The sequence below is a fragment of the Streptomyces sp. NPDC001770 genome (assembly GCF_053596135.1).
Genome location: NZ_JBSFFN010000018.1, coordinates 49114 through 67773 on the forward strand (window position 1 = coordinate 49114; position 18660 = coordinate 67773).

At 72.4% G+C, this 18660-nt stretch carries 14 protein-coding genes and 1 pseudogene; 3 read left to right on the top strand and 12 right to left on the bottom strand.

Translation table 11 applies throughout. The annotated features are described in order from the left end of the window. Positions 1 to 50 precede the first annotated feature (50 nt). From ACWCSV_RS17865 to ACWCSV_RS17880, 4 genes are all read right to left on the bottom strand, one after another. Positions 51 to 797, bottom strand: a complete 747-nt coding sequence (locus ACWCSV_RS17865; protein ID WP_451143194.1) for an AIM24 family protein — start codon at positions 795 to 797, stop codon at positions 51 to 53. A gap of 17 nt (positions 798 to 814) precedes the next feature. Beyond that, complete coding sequence (locus ACWCSV_RS17870) at positions 815 to 1495, bottom strand: AIM24 family protein (RefSeq protein WP_451143196.1); 681 nt, start codon at positions 1493 to 1495, stop codon at positions 815 to 817. 11 nt (positions 1496 to 1506) lie between these two features. Next, positions 1507 to 3105, bottom strand: coding sequence for a TerD family protein (locus tag ACWCSV_RS17875; RefSeq protein ID WP_451143198.1), 1599 nt, complete (start codon positions 3103 to 3105; stop codon positions 1507 to 1509). A gap of 107 nt (positions 3106 to 3212) precedes the next feature. Beyond that, positions 3213 to 3833, bottom strand: a complete 621-nt coding sequence (locus ACWCSV_RS17880) for a M48 metallopeptidase family protein (protein ID WP_451011661.1) — start codon at positions 3831 to 3833, stop codon at positions 3213 to 3215. 301 nt (positions 3834 to 4134) lie between these two features. Between ACWCSV_RS17880 and ACWCSV_RS17885 the strand changes: the two genes are divergently transcribed. Both ACWCSV_RS17885 and ACWCSV_RS17890 read left to right on the top strand, forming a co-directional pair. Then, positions 4135 to 5277 (top strand): ThiF family adenylyltransferase, encoded by a 1143-nt coding sequence (locus ACWCSV_RS17885; protein WP_451143200.1) that lies wholly within the window; start codon positions 4135 to 4137, stop codon positions 5275 to 5277. 71 nt (positions 5278 to 5348) lie between these two features. Beyond that, positions 5349 to 6725, top strand: a pseudogene (locus ACWCSV_RS17890) (ABC1 kinase family protein); the annotation flags it as partial. A 697-nt stretch (positions 6726 to 7422) separates the two neighbouring features. Here the strand turns inward: ACWCSV_RS17890 and ACWCSV_RS17895 are convergent. The 5 genes from ACWCSV_RS17895 to ACWCSV_RS17915 all read right to left on the bottom strand — a co-directional run bounded on the left by ACWCSV_RS17895 (position 7423) and on the right by ACWCSV_RS17915 (position 11580). Beyond that, entirely contained in the window at positions 7423 to 7623 is a 201-nt protein-coding gene (locus tag ACWCSV_RS17895; RefSeq protein WP_451143202.1) for a hypothetical protein, read from the bottom strand. 325 nt (positions 7624 to 7948) lie between these two features. Further along, on the bottom strand, positions 7949 to 8308 hold the full coding sequence (locus ACWCSV_RS17900; protein WP_390963399.1) for a hypothetical protein: 360 nt from the start codon (positions 8306 to 8308) through the stop codon (positions 7949 to 7951). Then, positions 8305 to 8673, bottom strand: a complete 369-nt coding sequence (locus tag ACWCSV_RS17905) for a WhiB family transcriptional regulator (RefSeq protein WP_327177870.1) — start codon at positions 8671 to 8673, stop codon at positions 8305 to 8307. The genes ACWCSV_RS17900 and ACWCSV_RS17905 overlap by 4 nt, the downstream gene beginning before the upstream one ends. Positions 8674 to 8845: 172 nt before the next feature. Continuing rightward, positions 8846 to 9181: a hypothetical protein gene (locus tag ACWCSV_RS17910; protein WP_451143204.1), complete on the bottom strand. Its 336-nt coding sequence runs from the start codon at positions 9179 to 9181 to the stop codon at positions 8846 to 8848. Between the two features lie 176 nt (positions 9182 to 9357). Next, on the bottom strand, positions 9358 to 11580 hold the full coding sequence (locus ACWCSV_RS17915) for an ATP-dependent DNA helicase UvrD2 (RefSeq protein WP_451143206.1): 2223 nt from the start codon (positions 11578 to 11580) through the stop codon (positions 9358 to 9360). A gap of 487 nt (positions 11581 to 12067) precedes the next feature. Between ACWCSV_RS17915 and ACWCSV_RS17920 the strand changes: the two genes are divergently transcribed. Continuing rightward, positions 12068 to 12325, top strand: coding sequence for a glutaredoxin domain-containing protein (locus ACWCSV_RS17920; RefSeq protein ID WP_266708857.1), 258 nt, complete (start codon positions 12068 to 12070; stop codon positions 12323 to 12325). 232 nt (positions 12326 to 12557) lie between these two features. Here ACWCSV_RS17920 and nudC read toward each other — a convergent pair whose 3' ends face one another. From nudC to ACWCSV_RS17935, 3 genes are read right to left on the bottom strand one after another with little or no spacing between them, the layout of a single operon-like run. Continuing rightward, entirely contained in the window at positions 12558 to 13505 is a 948-nt protein-coding gene (gene nudC, locus ACWCSV_RS17925; RefSeq protein WP_451143208.1) for an NAD(+) diphosphatase, read from the bottom strand. A 37-nt stretch (positions 13506 to 13542) separates the two neighbouring features. Then, positions 13543 to 14946 carry a dipeptidase gene (locus ACWCSV_RS17930; RefSeq protein WP_451143210.1) on the bottom strand — a complete coding sequence of 468 codons (1404 nt, stop codon included), beginning with the start codon at positions 14944 to 14946 and terminating at the stop codon, positions 13543 to 13545. A gap of 10 nt (positions 14947 to 14956) precedes the next feature. After that, entirely contained in the window at positions 14957 to 18487 is a 3531-nt protein-coding gene (locus ACWCSV_RS17935) for a UvrD-helicase domain-containing protein (protein ID WP_451143212.1), read from the bottom strand. Positions 18488 to 18660: the final 173 nt, after the last annotated feature.

Below are 18660 nucleotides of genomic sequence, written 5' to 3' on the forward strand. Positions count from 1 at the left end.
TCCTCGTGGAGGGACCGCCCCTGTTCGCGTGCCGGGTGGCCGCCGGTGGATCAGTTCCAGGCGTTGTTCTGGTTCTGGTTCTGCGAGCCCACGCCGTACTGGCCGCGGATGCCCTGGCCGATCTGGGCGTTCTGCGGGGGCATGACCTCGCTGGGCTGGACCAGCGCGAAGCCCTCGCCGAGGAAGCTCAGCTCCCAGCCCTCGCCGGTGTTGCCCCGCCTGCGCATGACGCCCGAGGAGTGCGTCTGCGCCTGCATCTGGACCCGGAGCGAGCTGGACCAGGCGACGATGGCGTCCGCGTCGGCGTTGACGTACTTGTCCGGCGTGACCTGGAGCATCAGCGGCTGGCCCGAGGTCATCAGGGCGATCTTGCCGGTGCCGGTGATGTTGAGCTGGTACTTGCCGGTGCCGGAGATGCCGTACTGGCTGTCCACGGCGATGACCTCGGTGTGCAGCGAGGAGTCGAGCGCCAGGACGTAGGCGCTGTCGACCGTCAGCCCCGCGTGGTCGACGTCGAGGACGTGGATGTACTGCGCGAGGTTGGCGAAGTACACGGTGCCCTGGCCGGTGCAGCGCATCAGGTCGAGGCCTTCGCCCGTGCGGGCGCGGGCGTTGCGCTGCGAGTTCGACTGGTACTCACCGTCGAACTCCATCAGCCCCTGGTAGGCGACCATGGCGCCCTTGCGGGCGAGCACGGCGTCGCTGCCCGTCAGGGAGACCCGCAGCAACTGCGGGTTCTGGATGGTGTACCGCTCCGAGGACTGCTGCTCGGTGTGGGCGAAAAGCGGACTCTGCATGGTGTCTCTCCCTCCCTTCAGGACCGGACGCTGAGGCGGTCGGTGCTGTCCTCGCTCGGCTGGACGACGACGATGCCCTGGCCCGAGAAGGCCATCTGGTACGCCTCGCCACTGCCGCGCCCGATGAGCGCGCTCGCCTTGAAGCTCCGCTTGCCCTTGACCTTGAGGTTCGGCGACCAGGCGACGAGCGCGTCCGGGTCGACGTACGTCTCGTCCTCGCCCCGCCCGCAGTCGACCACGATCGGCGTGCCCCGGGAGGTGATGGCCACCCATCCGGTGCCTTCCACGACCACGTTCCACAGGCCCTGGCCGGCGAACTTCGCCATCCCCTTGACCCGCTCCACGCCCCAGCCCAGGTGGGCGTCGAAGGCGAGGAGGTTGGTGCCGTTGACCGAGATCGACTCGTTGTTGAGGTTGATGACGACCACGTCGGCACCGTAGTCGGCGAGGTAGAGCAGTCCGTCGCCGGAGCACTTCATGACGGGGGTGCCCTCGCCGGTGACCCACTGGGAGGCGATCTGCCGGACGGCGGGCGGGTTGGGTTCGTACTGGATGAAGCCTTCGTAGGCCACCATCGAACCCGTACGGGCGTAGAGGTCCTGGCCGGTGGCCATGGCCACCTTGAGCATCGAGTGGCCGTGGTTCTCCATCCGCGCGGTGACGGGGGTCGGGGCGTAGCCCGCGAGTTGCTGGTTCATGGCAGGCTCCCTCAGACCTCGTAGGGCTGGACGACGATGAAGTTGCCGGGGGCTCCCCGGAACTGGAGGTTCACGGTCTCCCCGCTGTGGCCGGGGTACGCGTTGCGGCGCAGCCTGACCTGGCTGGAGATGATGACCTGGGCGGCCGACGACCAGGCGACGACGGCGTTGCAGTCGGCGAAGGTGGTCGGCGTGACCGGCAGGACGACCGGCACCCCGTGGGTCTTGACGACCACGGTGCCGGTGCCCTGGAACTGCATGGTGAACAGGGCTCCGCCCGGGATGCCGTGGCCCTCCACCCTGCGGACCTCGTACTGGAGCGATTCGTCGAAGGCGAGGACGTTCTCCGCGGAGACGCAGATGCCGTCGCCCTGGAGTTCGATGGGGTGCAGGTGGGCACCCTCCTCGGCGAGGAAGACCTGCCCGCGGCCGGTACACCGCATGAGCTGCATCTCCTGGCCGGTGGCGTTGCCGACCACCCGGCCGGTGAAACCTGCGCCCTTGTAGCCGAAGTCGACCTTGCCCTGGTACATCACCATGCTGCCCTGGCGGGCCAGCACGGGGTTGCCGCCGAGGGTGAGATCGACCCGCATGAGCTGCTGGTTCTGCGGGGTCCAGCGCTGGCCGGTCGGCTTCTCCTTGTACGGCTGGAGCGCCGCCGCGAGTCCGGCTCCGGTCGCCGGCACACCCTGGGGCACGCCCTGCGGGAGGCCGCCGGGCGGCTGCTGGCCGAACGGCGCCTGTGGCTGCTGGCCGAACTGCGGCTGCGCGTACGCCTGCGGGGGCTGCTGGCCGAACGGCTGGGCCGGGGGCTGCTGGCCGAACGGCGGTGCGGCCTGCCCGGGTACCTGCCCGAACTGCGGCGGCTGCTGGCCGTACGGGGAGGGGGCCTGCGGTGCGACGGGAGCGGTGACCGTGGGCGCCTGGTGCATCGGCTGGGCCGGGGCGGGGGCCGGGGCTCCGAACGACGGTGCGTGCTGCGGCGTTTGGGTGGCGGCGGGCGCGCCGAAGGCCGGGGGCGCGGACGCCTGGGCCGGCGGGGCGAAGGAGGGCGCCCCCTGCTGCGGGGCGGCCGGCGCCTCCTCGGCGACCTCGCCGCCGAAGTTGCGCAGGAGTGCGTCGAGTCCGCCGTCGAATCCCTGGCCGACCGCGGCGAACCGCCAGACGTCCTTCAGGTAGAAGTCCCCGAGCATCACCGCGCGTTCGGTGGTGAATTCGGAGCCCGTGAAGGCGTACCTCACCACTTCTTCGCCGCCCGCGACGATCCGGATGTATCCGGGTCCGACCTGTGACATCTGGCCGGCGCCGTCCACGGTCGCGGTGAACGACAACTTGTGGATGTTGGCCGGAATACGATCCAACGTCACCCGGAACGACTCGGTGTCACCGGACTGTGCGCCAAGCAGCTGAATGGACTCCTCGGGCGATTTCGGCTGATTGAAGAAGATGAAATACCGGTCGTCCGACAGCTGTTCATCGGCGTCGAGGCCGAAGCAGCTGATGTCGAAGGTCAGTCCCGGGCCTGCGATCTGCACACCTACGTACAGATCCGTCCCAGCCGTGAGATCGCTGATCTTGGCCTTGTGGCCGCGTTGGAATTCCCTGGCCATGCGTAACGACCGTCCCCCATCCCGAATGTGAATGCGTCGCGTCAGGCTATCCGCAAACTACGACATTGAGCCAAGTCGGTACACACTCGGTACAGAGTCACCACCCGTCACTCCTCCCGCGCGGTGGGCAGGTGCGGCAACCGGCCCGCCGCCACCACGCCTTCGAGGTATCCCCGGGCCCGCTCGGTACGCGGGTACGCCTCCAGCAGGCGCCAGAAGTCGGGCCCGTGACCGGGCACGAGCAGGTGGGCGAGCTCGTGGACCAGGACGTAGTCGACGACGTACTCCGGCATCCCCTGCAGCCGGTGCGAGAGGCGGATGCTGCCCTCGGCCGGCGTGCAGGAGCCCCAGCGGGTGTTCTGGTTGGTGACCCAGCGCACCGAAGCGGGCCGGGCCCGGCCCTCGAGGTACTGGGCGGACAGGCTCGCGGCACGCTCGACGAGCGCGCCGTCGCCGAGCACCCGGCGGCTCTCCTGGGCTGCCAGCTTGTCGAGCATCACCCCGACCCAGCGGCGTTCCTCGGCCTCCGACATCCGGGCGGGGATCAGCACGATGGTGCGGTCGCCCTCGCGGTAGGCGGAGACCGTCCTGCGGCGCCGGTCGCTCCTGCGTACCTCCACCGGGCTCGTCGCGGCGGGGCGGACCGGGCGGGTGGCACCGCGCTGCAGGGCAGTGGCGGAGCGCGCGGGAATCTCCCCGGCGAGGCCGGGTGACGGGTCGGCGGGCACGCCTCGACGTTACCCGCTGTTGCCGACGGAAGTCCTGCCTCCCCGGTGTTCCGCGCCGATCCCCCCAGGAAGCACACCATTTGAACGACTAATTCCATCCCCTGTGGATAACTTTCGGCGGGTTTCGGGCTCCGGCGGCATTCTGTGAGCGGAGAGGGGCGGAGAAGACCGGCCCGACGATCCCGGGATGCGGTTGATCCGGGGGATGCGGCTGATCGCAGGGCTGCGGCTGATGGCTGCGATCAGCCACAGCCACAGGATCAACCGCAGAAGTACGACCGGACCGTAAAGGGAGAAAGAGATGCATCCGATGCTGAAGCCCGCACTGCGCCGCGCTTGGCGAGGGCGGAGCACCGTGCAATTCGGAGTCACGCCCGCGCACGCCGTCACCTTCGGCCCTCTGGATATCGCCACGGGGAGTTTCCTGGAGCTGCTCGACGGAACCCGGGGGCTGCCCCTGCTGAAGGAGGAGGCCCGTTCCCTGGACCTGGCGGAGCGCCACGTGGACGTGCTCGTCGAGCGGCTGGCGGACGCCGGGCTCCTGGACGATCCGCACGCGGGCGGCCCGGAGGCCGCGGCCTTACGCCGCCGGGCCGATGTGCTGGACCGGCAGCGCCCGGACGCCGCCTCGCTCTCCGTGGTGCATCCCGAACCGGGTAGCGCGGTCCGCCGGCTCGCCGCGCGGCGGGCGATGCGCGTGCAGGTCCGGGGTGCGGGACGGGTCGGAGCGGCCGTCGCGGCTCTGCTCTCGGGGTCGGGGGTGGGCCGGGTGGACGTGCTGGACGGCGGCCTGACGGAGCCCTGGGACGTGGCACCCGGAGGCCTCCCGCCCTCGGCCGTCGGGGAGCGCCGGGACGCCTCGGCCCGCCGGCTGGTGCACCGGTCGGCCGCCGGTGCTCCCCCGCGCGCGACGGAGGCGGGCGCGGGGACGGAGAACGGCGGCCCCGGCCTCTCCCTGGTCGTGGTCGCACCCCGCGACGGCCTCGCGGTGTACGCCCCCGACCCGGGGACGGCCGAGCCGTGGATCTCCTCGGGCACCCCCCACCTGTACGCCGGGGTGATCGAGGCCACCGGGGTGGTCGGCCCGCTGGTGCTGCCGGGAGGCACGGGGTGCGCGGGCTGCCTGGGGCTGCACCGGGCGGACCAGGACCCCCAGTGGCCACGCATGGTGGCGCAGTGGCGGACCGGGCGCCGGGGTGCGGTGCCGGCCTGTGACCTCGCGCTGTCGGCCGCGGTGGCCGGGCTCGCCGCTGCGCACGCCCTCTCCTTCCTGGACGGCGAACTGCCGGCGACCACGGGTACCCGCTGGGAAGCCGCCCTGCCCCTCATGGAGTGGCGCGGCGAACGGATCGCGCCACACCAGGCATGTGTATGCGGCGCCGCTCGCACCACCGGGGCGCTTTCCCCCGCCTCGGGCCCGGCTCACGACACAATGGCCGGGTGACCGCCGTGACCGCCGTCGTCGGATCGACGCGAGGGCGCCCCGGCACGGCAGTTCGCGAATTGGAGGAGCACATGTCTGATCTTCCCCGCAAGGCGGTCACCCGCACCGCGAAACTGGCCGCGCTGCCGCTCGGCTTCGCCGGCCGGGCCACGTGGGGCCTTGGCAAGCGGATCGGCGGCAGACCGGCCGAGCTGGTGGCCCGGGAGGTGCAGCAGCGCACGGCGGACCAGCTGTTCAAGACCCTGGGTGAGCTGAAGGGCGGCGCCATGAAGCTCGGGCAGGCGCTCTCCGTGTTCGAGTCCGCCCTGCCCGAGGAGGTGGCCGGTCCGTACCGCGCTGCGCTGACGAAGCTCCAGGAAGCCGCTCCCCCGATGCCGGTGCGCACGGTCCACGGGGTGCTCGCGGAGCGGCTCGGCGAGGAGTGGCGTGATCTCTTCCTCTCCTTCGACGACCAGCCCGCCGCCGCGGCTTCCATCGGTCAGGTGCACCGGGCGGTCTGGATCGACGGGCGCGAGGTCGCCGTGAAGGTGCAGTATCCGGGCGCAGGGGAGGCGCTGTTGTCGGATCTCACCCAGCTCAGCAGGTTCGCGAGACTCCTCGGGCCGCTGATCCCCGGCATGGACATCAAGCCGTTGATCAAGGAAATGCGCGACCGGGTGTCGGAGGAGCTGGACTACGCCCTGGAGGCGCGGGCCCAGGAGGAACACGCGGCCGAGTTCGCGGACGACCCCGACGTGGTGGTGCCGGGAGTGGTGTTCCAGTCGGACCAGGTGCTCGTGACGGAGTGGATGGACGGCGTCCCGCTGTCCGAGGTGATCGAGCGGGGGACTCCGGAGCAGCGTGACCGGGCGGGCCAGTTGCTCGCCCGTTTCCTCTTCTCCGGGCCGGCCCGGACCGGACTGCTCCACGCCGACCCGCACCCGGGGAACTTCCGTCTCCTGCCGCCCGCCGGGGAGGAGATGCCTGTCGCCGCGTCGCCGGAGGACCTGCCCTGCCCCGGCGAGGCGCGGGAGTGGCGGCTCGGGGTGCTGGACTTCGGCACGGTCGACCGGTTGCCGGGCGGGCTGCCCGAGATCATCGGCGAGGCGCTGCGGATGACGCTGCTCGGCGAGGCGGAGGAGGTGTACGCACTGCTCCAGCGGGCGGGTTTTGTACCGGAGTCGGTGGACCTCGACCCCGATGCGGTCCTGGACTACCTGCTCCCCGTGATCGAACCGGCGCAGTTGGAGGCGTTCACCTTCAGCCGGGGGTGGCTGCGTACGCAGGCGGCCCGGATCGCCGACCCCCGGTCCCCCGCGCACCGGCTCGGGAGGCAGTTGAACCTCCCCCCGGCCTATCTCCTCATACACCGGGTGACGCTGAGCACGATCGGTGTGCTGTGCCAACTGGGCGCGACGGTGCGCCTGCGGGACGAGCTCGATGAGTGGCTTCCCGGCTTCATTGACCCGGTCGGCCCGGGTGATCCGGTCGGCTCCGGTGATCCGGTCGGCCCGGGTGATCCGGGTGCCCTGGACGGTCCGGGTGCCCTGGACGGTCCGGGTGCCCTGGACGGTCCGGAGGGTTCCGGTGGTGGCGGAGGCTCCGTCGCCCCTGCGGACGGGAGGCCGACGTGGGCGGATGCCGGCGGACGCCCGTCCGCGGACGGGCAGAAGGAGCTGGAGACCGAAGAGGTGTAGAAGATCGAGGAGGCGCGGAAGCGGGCGTGGAAGTGCCCTTCACCCCTCTGTCGAGGTGACGGGACCCCAGGGCCGGGCCCACAGCGGCCGCTGGGCGGCCCGGTGCCTGGGCGCGGCCGCCCAGCGGCTCGGGGGTCCGGGCCCTCGGGGGGTCCGGGGCGCTCAGGGGTCCGGGCCCTCGGGTCCCGGCGCTCGGATCCCGGCCCTCGGGAGCCGGCGCTCGGGACCCGGCCCTCGGGACCGGGCACTCAGGTCCAGGCGCTCGGGTCCAGGCCCTCGGGACCCGGCCCTCGGGACCCGGCCCTCGGGACCCGGCCCTCGGATCCCGGCGCTCGGGACCCGGCGCTCGGGACCCGGCGCTCGGGACCGGGCACTCAGGTCCAGGCGCTCGGGTCCAGGCCCTCGGGTCCCGGCCCTCGGGCCCCGGCCCTCGGGACCGGGCGGGCTCACCGGGGCTCGGGGATCGAGCTCACCAGGAGGCGGGGTCGAGCCGGCCTTCGATGGCCCGGATGTGGGTGCGGGCGCAGCTCTCGCAGAAGTACTGGCGCACGCCCCGCTCCACCGTGCACATCCAGGTGGGTGGTGCGCTCGTACTGGCGGTGGTGCCGCACCGCGCGCAGTGCGCATGGGGGGCTTCCGGCAGCGGGTGGTGATACGTCTCCTCGTCCACGCCGTGACGATAACTCCGCAGCTGACGGGCGGCGCGGCAGAACGCACGGCCGGAAACGAGACCGGGGTCCGCCCGACACATGGACGAAACCCCACGTCCTGCCCCGCTCCTGGGGCTCCTCCGCGCTCGGCCTCCCCCGTGCACGCGTGCGTGTCCCGCCCGTCCACGCGTCCGCGCGCAAACGAGCCCGCCCGCCGGGGCCGGCCCTGTTCGGCGGGCCCCGGCGGGCGGGGTGGTCACTCCTGCGTGGAGTGATGCGTACGTGCGGTGGCTCGTGCGTGGGGCACTCTGCTCCGGGGTGCGCGCGGCTCCTGCCGCATGCCCTCTACTGCATGACCGCCATGGCGAGCGCGCGGCGGGCGCGCAGCGACGCACGCTCGGCCTTGCGCTGCATCCGCCGGGCGTAGACCAGGCGGACGGCCAGGCGTTCCGCCTCGGCGACGGCCAGGCGGTCGTGCATATGCGCACGAGCCATGGCTTCTGGGATGAGTTGCATCTCGCGGTTCCTGTTCTGACGCGAGTCGTTCGCGCCGGAGGTGGTGACGTCGGGGGTGGCAGAGCCGACGGGCTCCTTCGTGGGGGTGGTCATGGGTGCCTGATTTCGCGGGTCATGAGTGTGGGGGCGGTCGATGGTGCCGACCAGGTGCAGTACTGCGGGAGACATCGCTCCCAGGTCGGCGGTCACGCCGCGACCGGGTTCTTGCGCGGACGGCCCCGGGGCCGCTTCCGGGCGACGACGACGCCCTGGACGAAGAGCTCGCCGCCCCAGACGCCCCAGGGCTCGCGGCGCTCCTGCGCGCCGGCGAGGCAGGCCTCGACGAGCGGGCAGGTCCGGCAGAGGGACTTGGCGTACTCGACGTCGGCCGGCGACTCGGCGAAGAAGACCTCGGGGTCGTAGGAACGGCAGGGCACCGGAGTGCCGAGATTCTCGATGGCGTCGTCGAGGGCGGTGAGGGTGGAGAGGGGGAACAAGGTGGGGTCCTCCGTGGAACCAGGCGGGACGATCATGTCGGAAGGCGGTACGGACGGGGCGTGCGCTTCGAGTTGCACGGTGAGTGGTGTCCTCGTCTGGTCGTTCCGGCTGTTGGCCGGTTATCGGCTGGTACCAGGTACTGCTTGTCCCGAGGCTCCTTCGTTCCGTCTCATCCGTTCGGACAAAACAAAAGGGCCGCGGATCCCGAGTGGGGTTCCGCGGCCCTGAAGGTGCCGACCTGATGCTGGATCAGGCTGGATCGCTCCAGGGTTCAGGCCCACGGAAGGCCCACATCGTGTGGTGGTGCGTCATCTGGCTCTTGCTTGCGAATCCGGCACCGGCCGCCGCAAAGGCATAGGCCTGAGCCTTTTCCGCCTTCGCTCCTGCTGCCGCCGATGCCTGCATCGGTCGCTCATTGCGCTCCCGGACTACGGGCAGGGACGCCAGAGGCAGCGGACGCGCGGCGGAAATGCCGGACAGACCGGTGCTGATGAGCGAGACATCCGAGGAGCCGAGGAGGCCGAGCGAGCATGCGGAGACGACGGGGCGATCGGTCATTTTGACGGTCTTGATGATGCTGATCACTGGAATCGCCTCCTCTCGGCGTCTCGGGGGACCGGTCGGAGCCGGTCCTGCGTATTCGGATGGGTACAGACAAGTACAGCACGGAAGGTGGGCTTCGGAGAAGCCGCTGTTTCCGTGGTTAAGAACCTATGGTGACGACTGGTGCGGGCGCAAACTATTTTTCCGACGAGTTTTCCTCACTCCTCCCCGACACCCTCGTGATCTCCCTCATTCACCTCCTCACCTGCGCAGATGGCGAGTACGTCGCTCCCGAAGCGGCTCATCTTGCGGGTGCCGACGCCCGCGATGACGATGAGCTCGCGTTCGCTGCCGGGTACGGCCTCCGCGATGGCCATCAGGGTCTTGTCGGTGAACACGCACCAGGCGGGCTGGGAGAGTTCCCCGGCGCGGGCGGCCCGCCAGGTGTGGAGCCTCTCGTAGAGCGCCTCGTCCATGTCGGAGGGGCAGTCCTCGCAGCGCATCAGCTTCATCTCGCCGGCCTCGGTCAGCGTCCGGCCGCAGACCCGGCACCGCACCGGCCCCCACTTCTTGCGCTGGACGGTGCCGTCCGCGCGGGTGGCCGTGGTGGCGGTCCCCGTGCGCGTACCGCGATCGATGCCGCCGCCGCCTCCGGCGCCGCCCCGGGCGCTCCCGGAGCCGGTGCGGAGTCCGTTGAGGAAGCGGGTGGGCCGCCGGCCGGCCCGGCCTCCCGGGGAACGCGACACCGCCCACGAGAGCGCCAGGTGGAAGCGGGCCCGGGTGATCCCGACGTAGAGGAGGCGGCGCTCCTCCTCGACCTGCTCGTCGGTCTTGGCGTACGCGATCGGCATCATGCCCTCGGTCAGCCCGACCAGGAACACCGCGTCCCACTCCAGCCCCTTGGCCGCGTGCAGCGATGCCAGGGTGACGCCCTGGACGGTCGGCGCGTGCTGGGCGGCGGCGCGCTCGGCGAGTTCCCGGACGAGATCGGCGAGCGTCGCGCCGGGCTTCGCGCGTTCGAAGTCCTCGGCCAGCCGGACCAGCGCGGCCAGCGACTCCCAGCGGTCGCGCACCGCCCCGGAGCCGGCGGGCGGCCGGTGCGTCCAGCCCTGGGTGGAGAGCACGGCCCGCACCTGGGAGGGCAGGCCCTCGGCGCCGTCGAGCAGGGCGTCGTTCCCCCCGGCGCGGGCGGCACCCCGCAGGGCGACCTCCGCCTCCCGGACCTCCCTGCGCTCGAAGAACCGCTCGGCGCCGCGCAGCTGGTAGGGCACCCCGGCGTCGGCGAGGGCCTGTTCGTAGACCCCGGACTGGGAGTTCACCCGGTAGAGGACGGCGATCTCCCCCGCCGGGACGCCCGCGGCGATGAGGTCGCGGATGCGGCGGGCGGTGCCCTCCGCCTCGGCCGGCTCGTCCGCGTACTCCGTGTAGACGGGCTCCGGGCCCTTCTCACGCTGGGAGACGAGTTCGAGACGGTGCTCGGCGGCCCGTCCGCTCGCCTGGCTCAGCAGCCCGTTGGCGAGGTGGACGACCTGGGGGGTGGAGCGGTAGTCGCGGACCAGCTTGATCACGGTGGCGTTCGGGTGGGCGGTGCGGAAGTTCAGCAGGTGGTCGGGGGTGGCGCCGGTGAAGGAGTAGATCGTCTGGCTGGCGTCGCCCACCACGCAGAGGTTGTCCCGGCCGCCCACCCAGAGGTCGAGCAGCCGCTGCTGGAGCGGGCTGACGTCCTGGTACTCGTCGACCACGAAGTGCTGGTACTGGGCGCGGACGTGGTCGGCGATGTCCCGGCGGTCCTGGAGGATCGCGACGGTGAGCAGCAGCACGTCCTCGAAGTCGATCACCGACCGGTCGCGCTTCAGCTGTTCGTACATCGCGTAGATCTTGGCGAGCTCCGCCGGGTCGCGGGGGGCGTCGCGGAGGCTCTTGGCGACGGCCGCCGGGTAGTCCGCCGGGACGGTCTGGGTGACCTTGGACCACTCGATCTCGCTCGTGGCGTCACGGAGTTCGTTGCGGTCGAGGCGGACCTCGCAGCGGGCCGCCGCCTCGGCGACCAGCTGCACCTTGCGCTCCAGCAGCCGGGGCAGCTCGCCACCGACTGCTTTCGGCCAGAAGTACTGGAGCTGGCGCAGCGCGGCGGAGTGGAACGTGCGCGCCTGCACCCCGGACGCGCCGAGCTGGCGGAGGCGTCCGCGCATCTCCCCGGCGGCCCGGTTGGTGAACGTGACGGCCAGCACGGTCGAGGGCTGGAGGATCCCGGCGCGGACGCCGTACGCGATGCGGTGGGTGATCGCGCGGGTCTTGCCGGTACCCGCTCCGGCCAGCACGCACACCGGCCCGTGCAGGGCGAGGGCGACCTCGCGCTGCTCGGGATCGAGCCCGTCCAGGACCGCGTCCGGGGACTCGGGCACCTGGGGGAAGAGAGTGGAGTGCGTTGCTGCTGTCACCCTGCCATGCTGCCAGGTCGCCGAAGGGCACCGGAATTGTTGTCCACAGGGGTGACCCATCCGTCATACCGGAGCGGTCTCCCGGTCGGGACGGCAGCGGCCAGGGGCGGCAGGGGGCCAGACCCGGGACGGCAGGGACCAGGCCCGGGACGGCAGGGGCCAGGACCGGGACGGCAGGGGCCAGGACCGGGACGGCAGGGACCAGGCCCGGGACGGCAGGGGCCAGGACCGGGACGGCAGGGGCCAGGACCGGGACGGCAGGGGCCAGGACCGGGACGGCAGGGGCCAGGGTCGGGACGGTCCGGGCAGGCCGGCCCGGGGCAGGCCGGGAATGGTGGCAGGGGTGCGAGCGTTGTGCGAGCGGGCCCCGCGTTCGCCGTTCCTCACGGGTGCGGCGTGCGGAGACCCGGACACCGCACCTTTTCGGCCTTTTCCGGCGTCGGGCGTGCGGCGAAACGGACGAGACGACCAGAGGAGCACCAGCGACATGCCGGGCACTGTGACGATGTACAGCACCACGTGGTGCGGCTACTGCCGCCGCCTCAAGGGCCAGATGGACCGCGAGGGCATCGGGTACACCGAGATCAACATCGAGCTGGACCCGGAGTCGGCCGCCTTCGTCGAGAAGGCGAACGGCGGGAACCAGACGGTCCCCACCGTCCGGATCGTTCCGGCGCAGGGCGGCTCCGAGGTGGTCATGACCAACCCGAGCCTGGCCCAGGTCAAGCAGGCGCTCGGCGCCTGACCGCCACGCTCCACCCGCCGTACGCGACGCACGAGGCCCCCGCCGGTGAAGAACCCGGCGGGGGCCTCGTGCGCTGTGTGATCATCCGATGGGTGATCGGCCGCTGCCTGAGCGCCTGCAACGGCCCAGCGGTCCCCCTTCGGCCCGAAGGTCTCGGAGACCCCGTCGGCCCGAAGGCCTCGAAGACCCCGTCGGCCCGAAGGCCTCGAAGACCCCGCGGGCCCCGACGGGCTCAGCCCAGGGGGCGGGCCTTCGGGAGGGGCTTGCCGTACCACATCTCGATGAGCCGGGCCGCGATCGAGATGCCGTTCGGGGGCAGCACCGCACCCGACTCGAAGGCCTCCGTCAGCTCGTCGCGGGAGAACCAGCGGGCCTCCTCGATCTCGTCGCCGTCCACGTCGATCTTGGACGTGGTCGCCCGTGCGAAGAAGCCGAGCATCAGGCTGGAGGGGAAGGGCCAGGGCTGGCTGGCGACGTACTCGACCTCGCCGATGGTGATCCCGGCCTCTTCCAGCACCTCGCGGGCGACCGACTGCTCGATCGACTCGCCCGGCTCCACGAACCCGGCGAGGGTCGAGAACCGGCCTTCGGGCCAGTGCACCTGGCGACCGAGGAGGGCCCGGTCCTGGTCGTCGAGGACCAGCATGATCACGGCGGGATCGGTACGGGGGTAGTGCTCGGCGCCGCACGCCTGGCAGCGGCGGATGTGCCCGGCCGCAGCGATCATGGTGCGCTCGCCGCAGCGGGAGCAGAAGCGGTGCAGCCGCTGCCAGTTCTCCAGGGCCACCGCGTGCACCATCAGACCGGCGTCTCGGGCGCTGAGGAGCAGGCCCGCCTCGCGCAGTCCGGCCGGCCGGGCCTGCTGGTCCATCCGTCCGGGCAGGGAGTCCTTCTGGAGGGCGAAGTAGCTGACGCCGTCCTCGTCGGTGCCGAGGAAGTAGCGGTGGGTCTCGGTCAGCGGGGCCTCGAAGGCCGGTGTCATGACGATCTCGGTGCCGCCGTCGGCCGTGTCGTCGACCAGGACCTGGCCGCCGGAGACGACGAAGACCTTGGTGGTGGGATGGCTCCACGCGACGGCGAGCCACGCCTCGTCCAGGCGGTGGTGGGCAGCGCGGTCGATGCCGCTCGGTGCGGTGAGGCCGATGGGACGGTCGATGTGGTCGTTGTCGAAGGTACTCAAGGTGCTGCTTCCTACTCCCCCGGGGCGGATCGGGTACTCAGTTGGTTCGGCGGAGTGCGGCGGCCAGCTCACCCCAGAGGTGGGCGGTGGTCTCCACGCCCTTGAAGAGGAGGCCGAGCTCGACTTTCTCGTCGGGTGCGTGCCAGCCGTCGGACGGTACGGAGATGCCGAGGAAGAGGACGGGTGCGCCGAGCACGTCCTGAAGATCGGCGGCGGGGCCGGAGCCCCCTTCACGGGTGAAGAGGACCTGTTTGCCGAAGGCCCTTCCCATGGCCCGGGCCAGCGCCTGGAGGGCGGGGTGGTCGAGCGGGGTCAGGCAGGGGCGGGTCGCGGGCGCGAAGGTCATCCGGTGGCGGATGCCCTCCGGAATCCTGCTCTCGGCCCAGGTGCGTACGAGCTTCTCCACCCGGTCCGGTTCCTGGCCGGCGACCAGCCGGAAGCTGATCTTGACCAGGGCGGAGGCGGGGATGATCGTCTTGCTGCCGGCGCCCTGGTAGCCGCCGCCGATGCCGTTGACCTCGGCGGTGGGGCGCGCCCAGACGCGTTCGAGGGTGGTGTAGCCGTCCTCGCCGGAGGCGGCGGTGGACTTGGCGGTACGCAGCCAGGTGGCCTCGTCGAAGGGCAGCTCGGCGAAGAGCGAGCGCTCGGCATCCGTGAGCTCGGCCACACCGTCGTAGAAACCGGGGACGGCGACGCGGCCCTGCTCGTCGTGGAGGGCGGTGACCAGCCGGGCGACCTCGGTCGCGGGGTTGGGGACGGCGCCGCCGAACGATCCGGAGTGGATGTCCTGCTCGGGGCCGTACAGCTCGATCTCGCACTCGGCGAGGCCGCGCATGCCGGTGCAGACGGTCGGGGTGTCCTCGTCCCACATGCCGGTGTCGGAGACGATCACGGCGTCGGCGGCGAGGCGGTCGGCACGCTCCTCGACCAGGGCGCGGAAGTGCGGGGAACCGGACTCCTCCTCGCCCTCGATCAGCAGCTTGAGGTGGACGGCCGGGGTGGTGCGGCCGGTCGCGGCGAGGTGCGCGCGGACACCGAGTGTGTGGAAGAACACCTGGCCCTTGTCGTCGGCGGCGCCCCTTCCGTACATCCGGCCGTCCCGGACGACCGGTTCGAACGGGTCCGTGTGCCAGCCGTCGGCGCGGGCGGCCGGCTGTACGTCGTGGTGGCCGTAGACCAGGACGACGGGGGCCTCGGGGTCGTCGGAGGGCCACTCGGCGAAGACGGCCGGGGCGCCGGGCGTCTCCCAGACCTCGGAGACCGGGAATCCGGTCGCCCTGAGCTTGTCGGACAGCCACGCGGCGCTGCGCCGTACGTCCTCGGCGTGCTCCGGCTGGGCGGAGACGGAGGGGATGCGGAGCCACGCCGCGAGGTCGTCGAGGAAGGACTCGCGGTGCTGCTCGATGTACGGGTGGACGGCGCTGTCCGGGGTGTCGCTCATGCCATTGAGCCTAACGGGCCCGCGAAGGTGGCTCGTCCCGGAGCAGTCGCTCCAGCTCCGGACGGCCGGGCAGCGAGCGCGGCCGGACGGTCTCGCCGGTGCGCACGTAGAGGAACGTCGCGGTCACGGAGTCGAGCGGCAGTTCGTGGAGTTCGGCCCAGGCGAGCCGGTACACGGCGAGCTGGAGCGGGTCGGCGGTGCGGTGGCGGCTGGTCTTCCAGTCGACGATCTCGTGACTGCCGTCGTCCGCGCGGTACACCGCGTCGATCCGGCCCCGGACGGTCCGTCCCGCGAGCGAGATCTGGAACGGGGTCTCGACCCGGTACGGGGTGCGGCGGGCGTACTCGGTCCGTTCGAACGCCTCCTTCAGCTCGGCGAGCTCGCGCTCGTCCTCGATGTCGGCGTCGGAGTCCCCGCCGCCCGGGAGTTCGTCGAAGCCGAGCATCGGCAGCGGGAGCTCTTCCCAGCGGGACTCGACCCAGGCGTGGAAGCGGGTGCCCCGGCGGGCGGCGGGCTGCGGCGGGCGGGGCATCGGGCGGGCCAGTTCGCGTGCGAAGGCGTCCGGGTCCTCGGCGAGGAGGAGGAGCTGGGTGGCGGAGAGCGAGGCGGGTACGACGACGTCCCGCACGGTGGCACGGGCGCGGCGCAGCTCGCCGGCGAGGGCGTCGAGGTCGCGGTCCCAGGAGGCGAGGGTGCGGCTCTCCTCGGGGGTCAGCTCGCTCTCGGGGGTCAGCTCGCTCTCGGGGGCCGGCCCGCCGGGGGGCCGGGCGGCGGGGACGTACGGGAGGGGACCGGCGGGCCCGGCGGGGGCGTCGACGGCGGCCTGCGGGGTCTCCCCGGGCCGGTCGGTGGCGAGGGAAGCCCGGTCGGTGGCGAGGGAGTCCCAGTCGTCCCAGTCCGGCTCCTCCTCGTACGGCTCCTCGTACGGCTCCTCGTACGACTCCTCGTACAGCTCCGCGTCCTCCTCTCCTTCGAGGGGTGCGGGCGGCGGCTCAGGCTCCGCTCCGCCCTGCGGGAGTGCCTCCGCGCCCGCCCAGGCGTCCAGGTGCGCGAGGACCGTGTCCCGGGCGGCGCGGCGGCGGGCGGTCGCGGCGGCGTCCAGGGGCAGCGGCCAGGCGATGTCGGCGTCCTGGGCGGCGAGTGCCGGATTCTCCTCGTCGGCCTCCGGCTCCTCGGCCCAGACCTCGATCTCGCCGTACCCGGCGGCGCAGTGCTCGTACAGCGCGTCCAGGAACGCCGACGGGCCCCGGGTCTTCTTCTGCGAGGGGCCCCACCAGTGGCCGGAGCCGAGCAGCAGGGAGCGGGGGCGGGTGAAGGTGACGTAGCCGAGGCGGAGTTCCTCGGTGTGCTGGTGTTCCTTCATCTCCCGCTGGTACGCCTTGAGCGCCTTGGCGTCGTAGGTGTCCAGCGCCGGGAGGGTGGCCGCGTCGCCGCGCAGGGCGTGCGGGAGCACCTGCGCCTGGGAGGTCCAGGATTCGCGGGCGCGGCTGCTGGGGAACTGGCCGGTGACCAGGCCGGGGACGGCGACCACGTCCCACTCCAGCCCCTTGGACTTGTGGGCGGTGAGCACCTTGACGGTGTTCTCGCCGCCGGGCAGGGCGTTGTCGAGCCCCTTCTCGTACTGGGCGGCGGTGCGCAGGAAGCCGAGGAAGGCGAGGAGGGTGGCCTCGCCGTCGAGGGAGGCGAAACCGGCCGCGACGTCGAGAAAGTTGGCGAGGGTCTCACGGCGGCGGGCGGCGAGCGCGTGCGGGGAGGCGGAGAGCTCGACTTCGAGGCCGGTGGTGGCGAGGACCCGGTGCAGCACGTCCATCAGCGGGTCGGCGAGCGAGCGGCGCAGGTCGCGGAGTTCGGCGGCGAGGCGGGCGAACCTGACCCGGGCCTCGGCGGAGAAGGGCAGCCCGTCGTCCTCGTCGCCGCCCTGGTCGAGGAAGGTGTCCAGGGCGTCGGCGAGCGAGATCACCTCGGCCGGGTCGGTGCCCTCGACGGCTTCGGCGAGCCGCAGGTCGGCGTCGGCGTCCCCGTCGCCCGGGGAGGTGCGGTGGACGAGGTGGCGGGCCCTCCGGCCGAGCAGGGCGAGGTCGCGGGGGCCGATGCGCCAGCGCGGGCCGGTGAGCAGCCGGACGAGGGAGGCGTTGGCCCCCGGGTCCTGGAGGACCTCGCAGACGGCGACCAGGTCGGCGACCTCGGGGAGGTGGAGCAGCCCGGACAGCCCGACGACCTCGACGGGGATGTCACGGGCCACCAGCGCGGCCTGGATCTGCGGGAAGTCGGAGGCGGTGCGGCAGAGCACGGCGATCTCGGCGGGCTCGGTGCCGGTCCGCACGAGGTGGGCGAGGGAGTCGGCGAGCCAGTCGATCTCCTCGGTGTGGGTCCTGAGCAGGGCGCAGCGGACGATGCCGTCGTGTTCGGCCCCGGGAGCGGGGCGCAGCGCCTCGACGCCCTCGTGCCGGGCGCGCAGCGGTTCGGCGAGGCCGTTGGCGAGCTGGAGGAGGCGGCCGCCGCTGCGGCGGTTCTCGCTGAGGCTGTGGCGGGTGGCGGGGGTGCCGTCGGCGTGCGGGAAGTGGCGGGGGAAGTCGTCGAGGTTCGCGACGGAGGCGCCGCGCCAGCCGTAGATCGCCTGGCAGGGGTCGCCGACGGCGGTGACGGCGTGGCCGGTGGTGCCGCCGGGGCCGTGGCCGAAGAGGGCCGAGAGGAGCAGCCGCTGGGCGACTGAGGTGTCCTGGTACTCGTCCAGGAGCACCACCCGGAACTCGTCGCGCAGCAGGGCGCCGACCTCGGGCCGGGTGAGGGCGAGGCGGGCGGAGAGGGCGATCTGGTCGCCGAAGTCGGCCAGGTCCCGGCCGCGCTTGGCCTGCCGGTACCGCTCGGTGAGGGTGAGGAGTTCGCCCCGGGCCCGGGCGGTCTCGGGGAGTTTGCGCAGCTGTTCGTTGGAGAGCGTGGCTCCTTCGAGGGTGCCGAGGAGGCCGGTGTCGTACGCGGCGAGGGCGTCGGGCTCGACCAGGTGCTCGGCGAGCTCGGCGTCGAGTGCGAGGAGGTCGCCGACGAGGGTGGGGAAGGAGTGGGTGAGCGCCGGGTAGGGGCCCGGGGCGTCCCGCAGCACCCGGGCGGCGAGCTGGTAGCGGGTGGCGTCGGCGAGCAGCCGGGTGGTGGGTTCGAGTCCGATCCGCAGCCCGTGGTCGGTGAGCAGCCGTCCGGCGAAGGCGTGGTACGTGGAGATGCTCGGCTCGCCCGGCGGGTTGTCCGGGTCGATGGCGTCGGGGTCGGTGACCCCGGCGGCGATCAGGGCCTTGCGGACGCGTTCGGCGAGCTCGCCCGCGGCCTTGTTGGTGAAGGTGAGGCCGAGGACCTGTTCGGGGGCGACCTGGCCGGTGCCGACGAGCCAGACCACGCGGGCGGCCATCACGGTCGTCTTACCGGAGCCGGCTCCGGCCACGATCACCTGCGGGGCGGGCGGCGCGGTGATGCAGGCCGTCTGCTCCGGGGTGAAGGGGATGCCCAGCAGCTCCTTGAGCTGCTCGGGATCGGTGAGACGTGAGGACACCCAAGAACGGTAACCGGCCCCGCCGACATCGTGTCCCGGACCGTGGCCACCGCCCCCGGGACCGTACGTACGCGGTCGCCCGGGCCGTACGTACGCGGTCGGCCGGGCCGTACGTACGCGGTCGCCCGGGCCGTACGTACGCGGTCGGCCGGGCCGTACGTGCGCCGTCGCCC

Coding starts and splice junctions, on each gene's coding strand:
- ACWCSV_RS17865 (WP_451143194.1), bottom strand. CDS start 797: ATGCAGAGTCCGCTTTTCGCCCACACCGAGCAGCAGTCCTCGGAGCGG.
- ACWCSV_RS17870 (WP_451143196.1), bottom strand. CDS start 1,495: ATGAACCAGCAACTCGCGGGCTACGCCCCGACCCCCGTCACCGCGCGG.
- ACWCSV_RS17875 (WP_451143198.1), bottom strand. CDS start 3,105: ATGGCCAGGGAATTCCAACGCGGCCACAAGGCCAAGATCAGCGATCTC.
- ACWCSV_RS17885 (WP_451143200.1), top strand. CDS start 4,135: ATGCATCCGATGCTGAAGCCCGCACTGCGCCGCGCTTGGCGAGGGCGG.
- ACWCSV_RS17920 (WP_266708857.1), top strand. CDS start 12,068: ATGCCGGGCACTGTGACGATGTACAGCACCACGTGGTGCGGCTACTGC.
- ACWCSV_RS17930 (WP_451143210.1), bottom strand. CDS start 14,946: ATGAGCGACACCCCGGACAGCGCCGTCCACCCGTACATCGAGCAGCAC.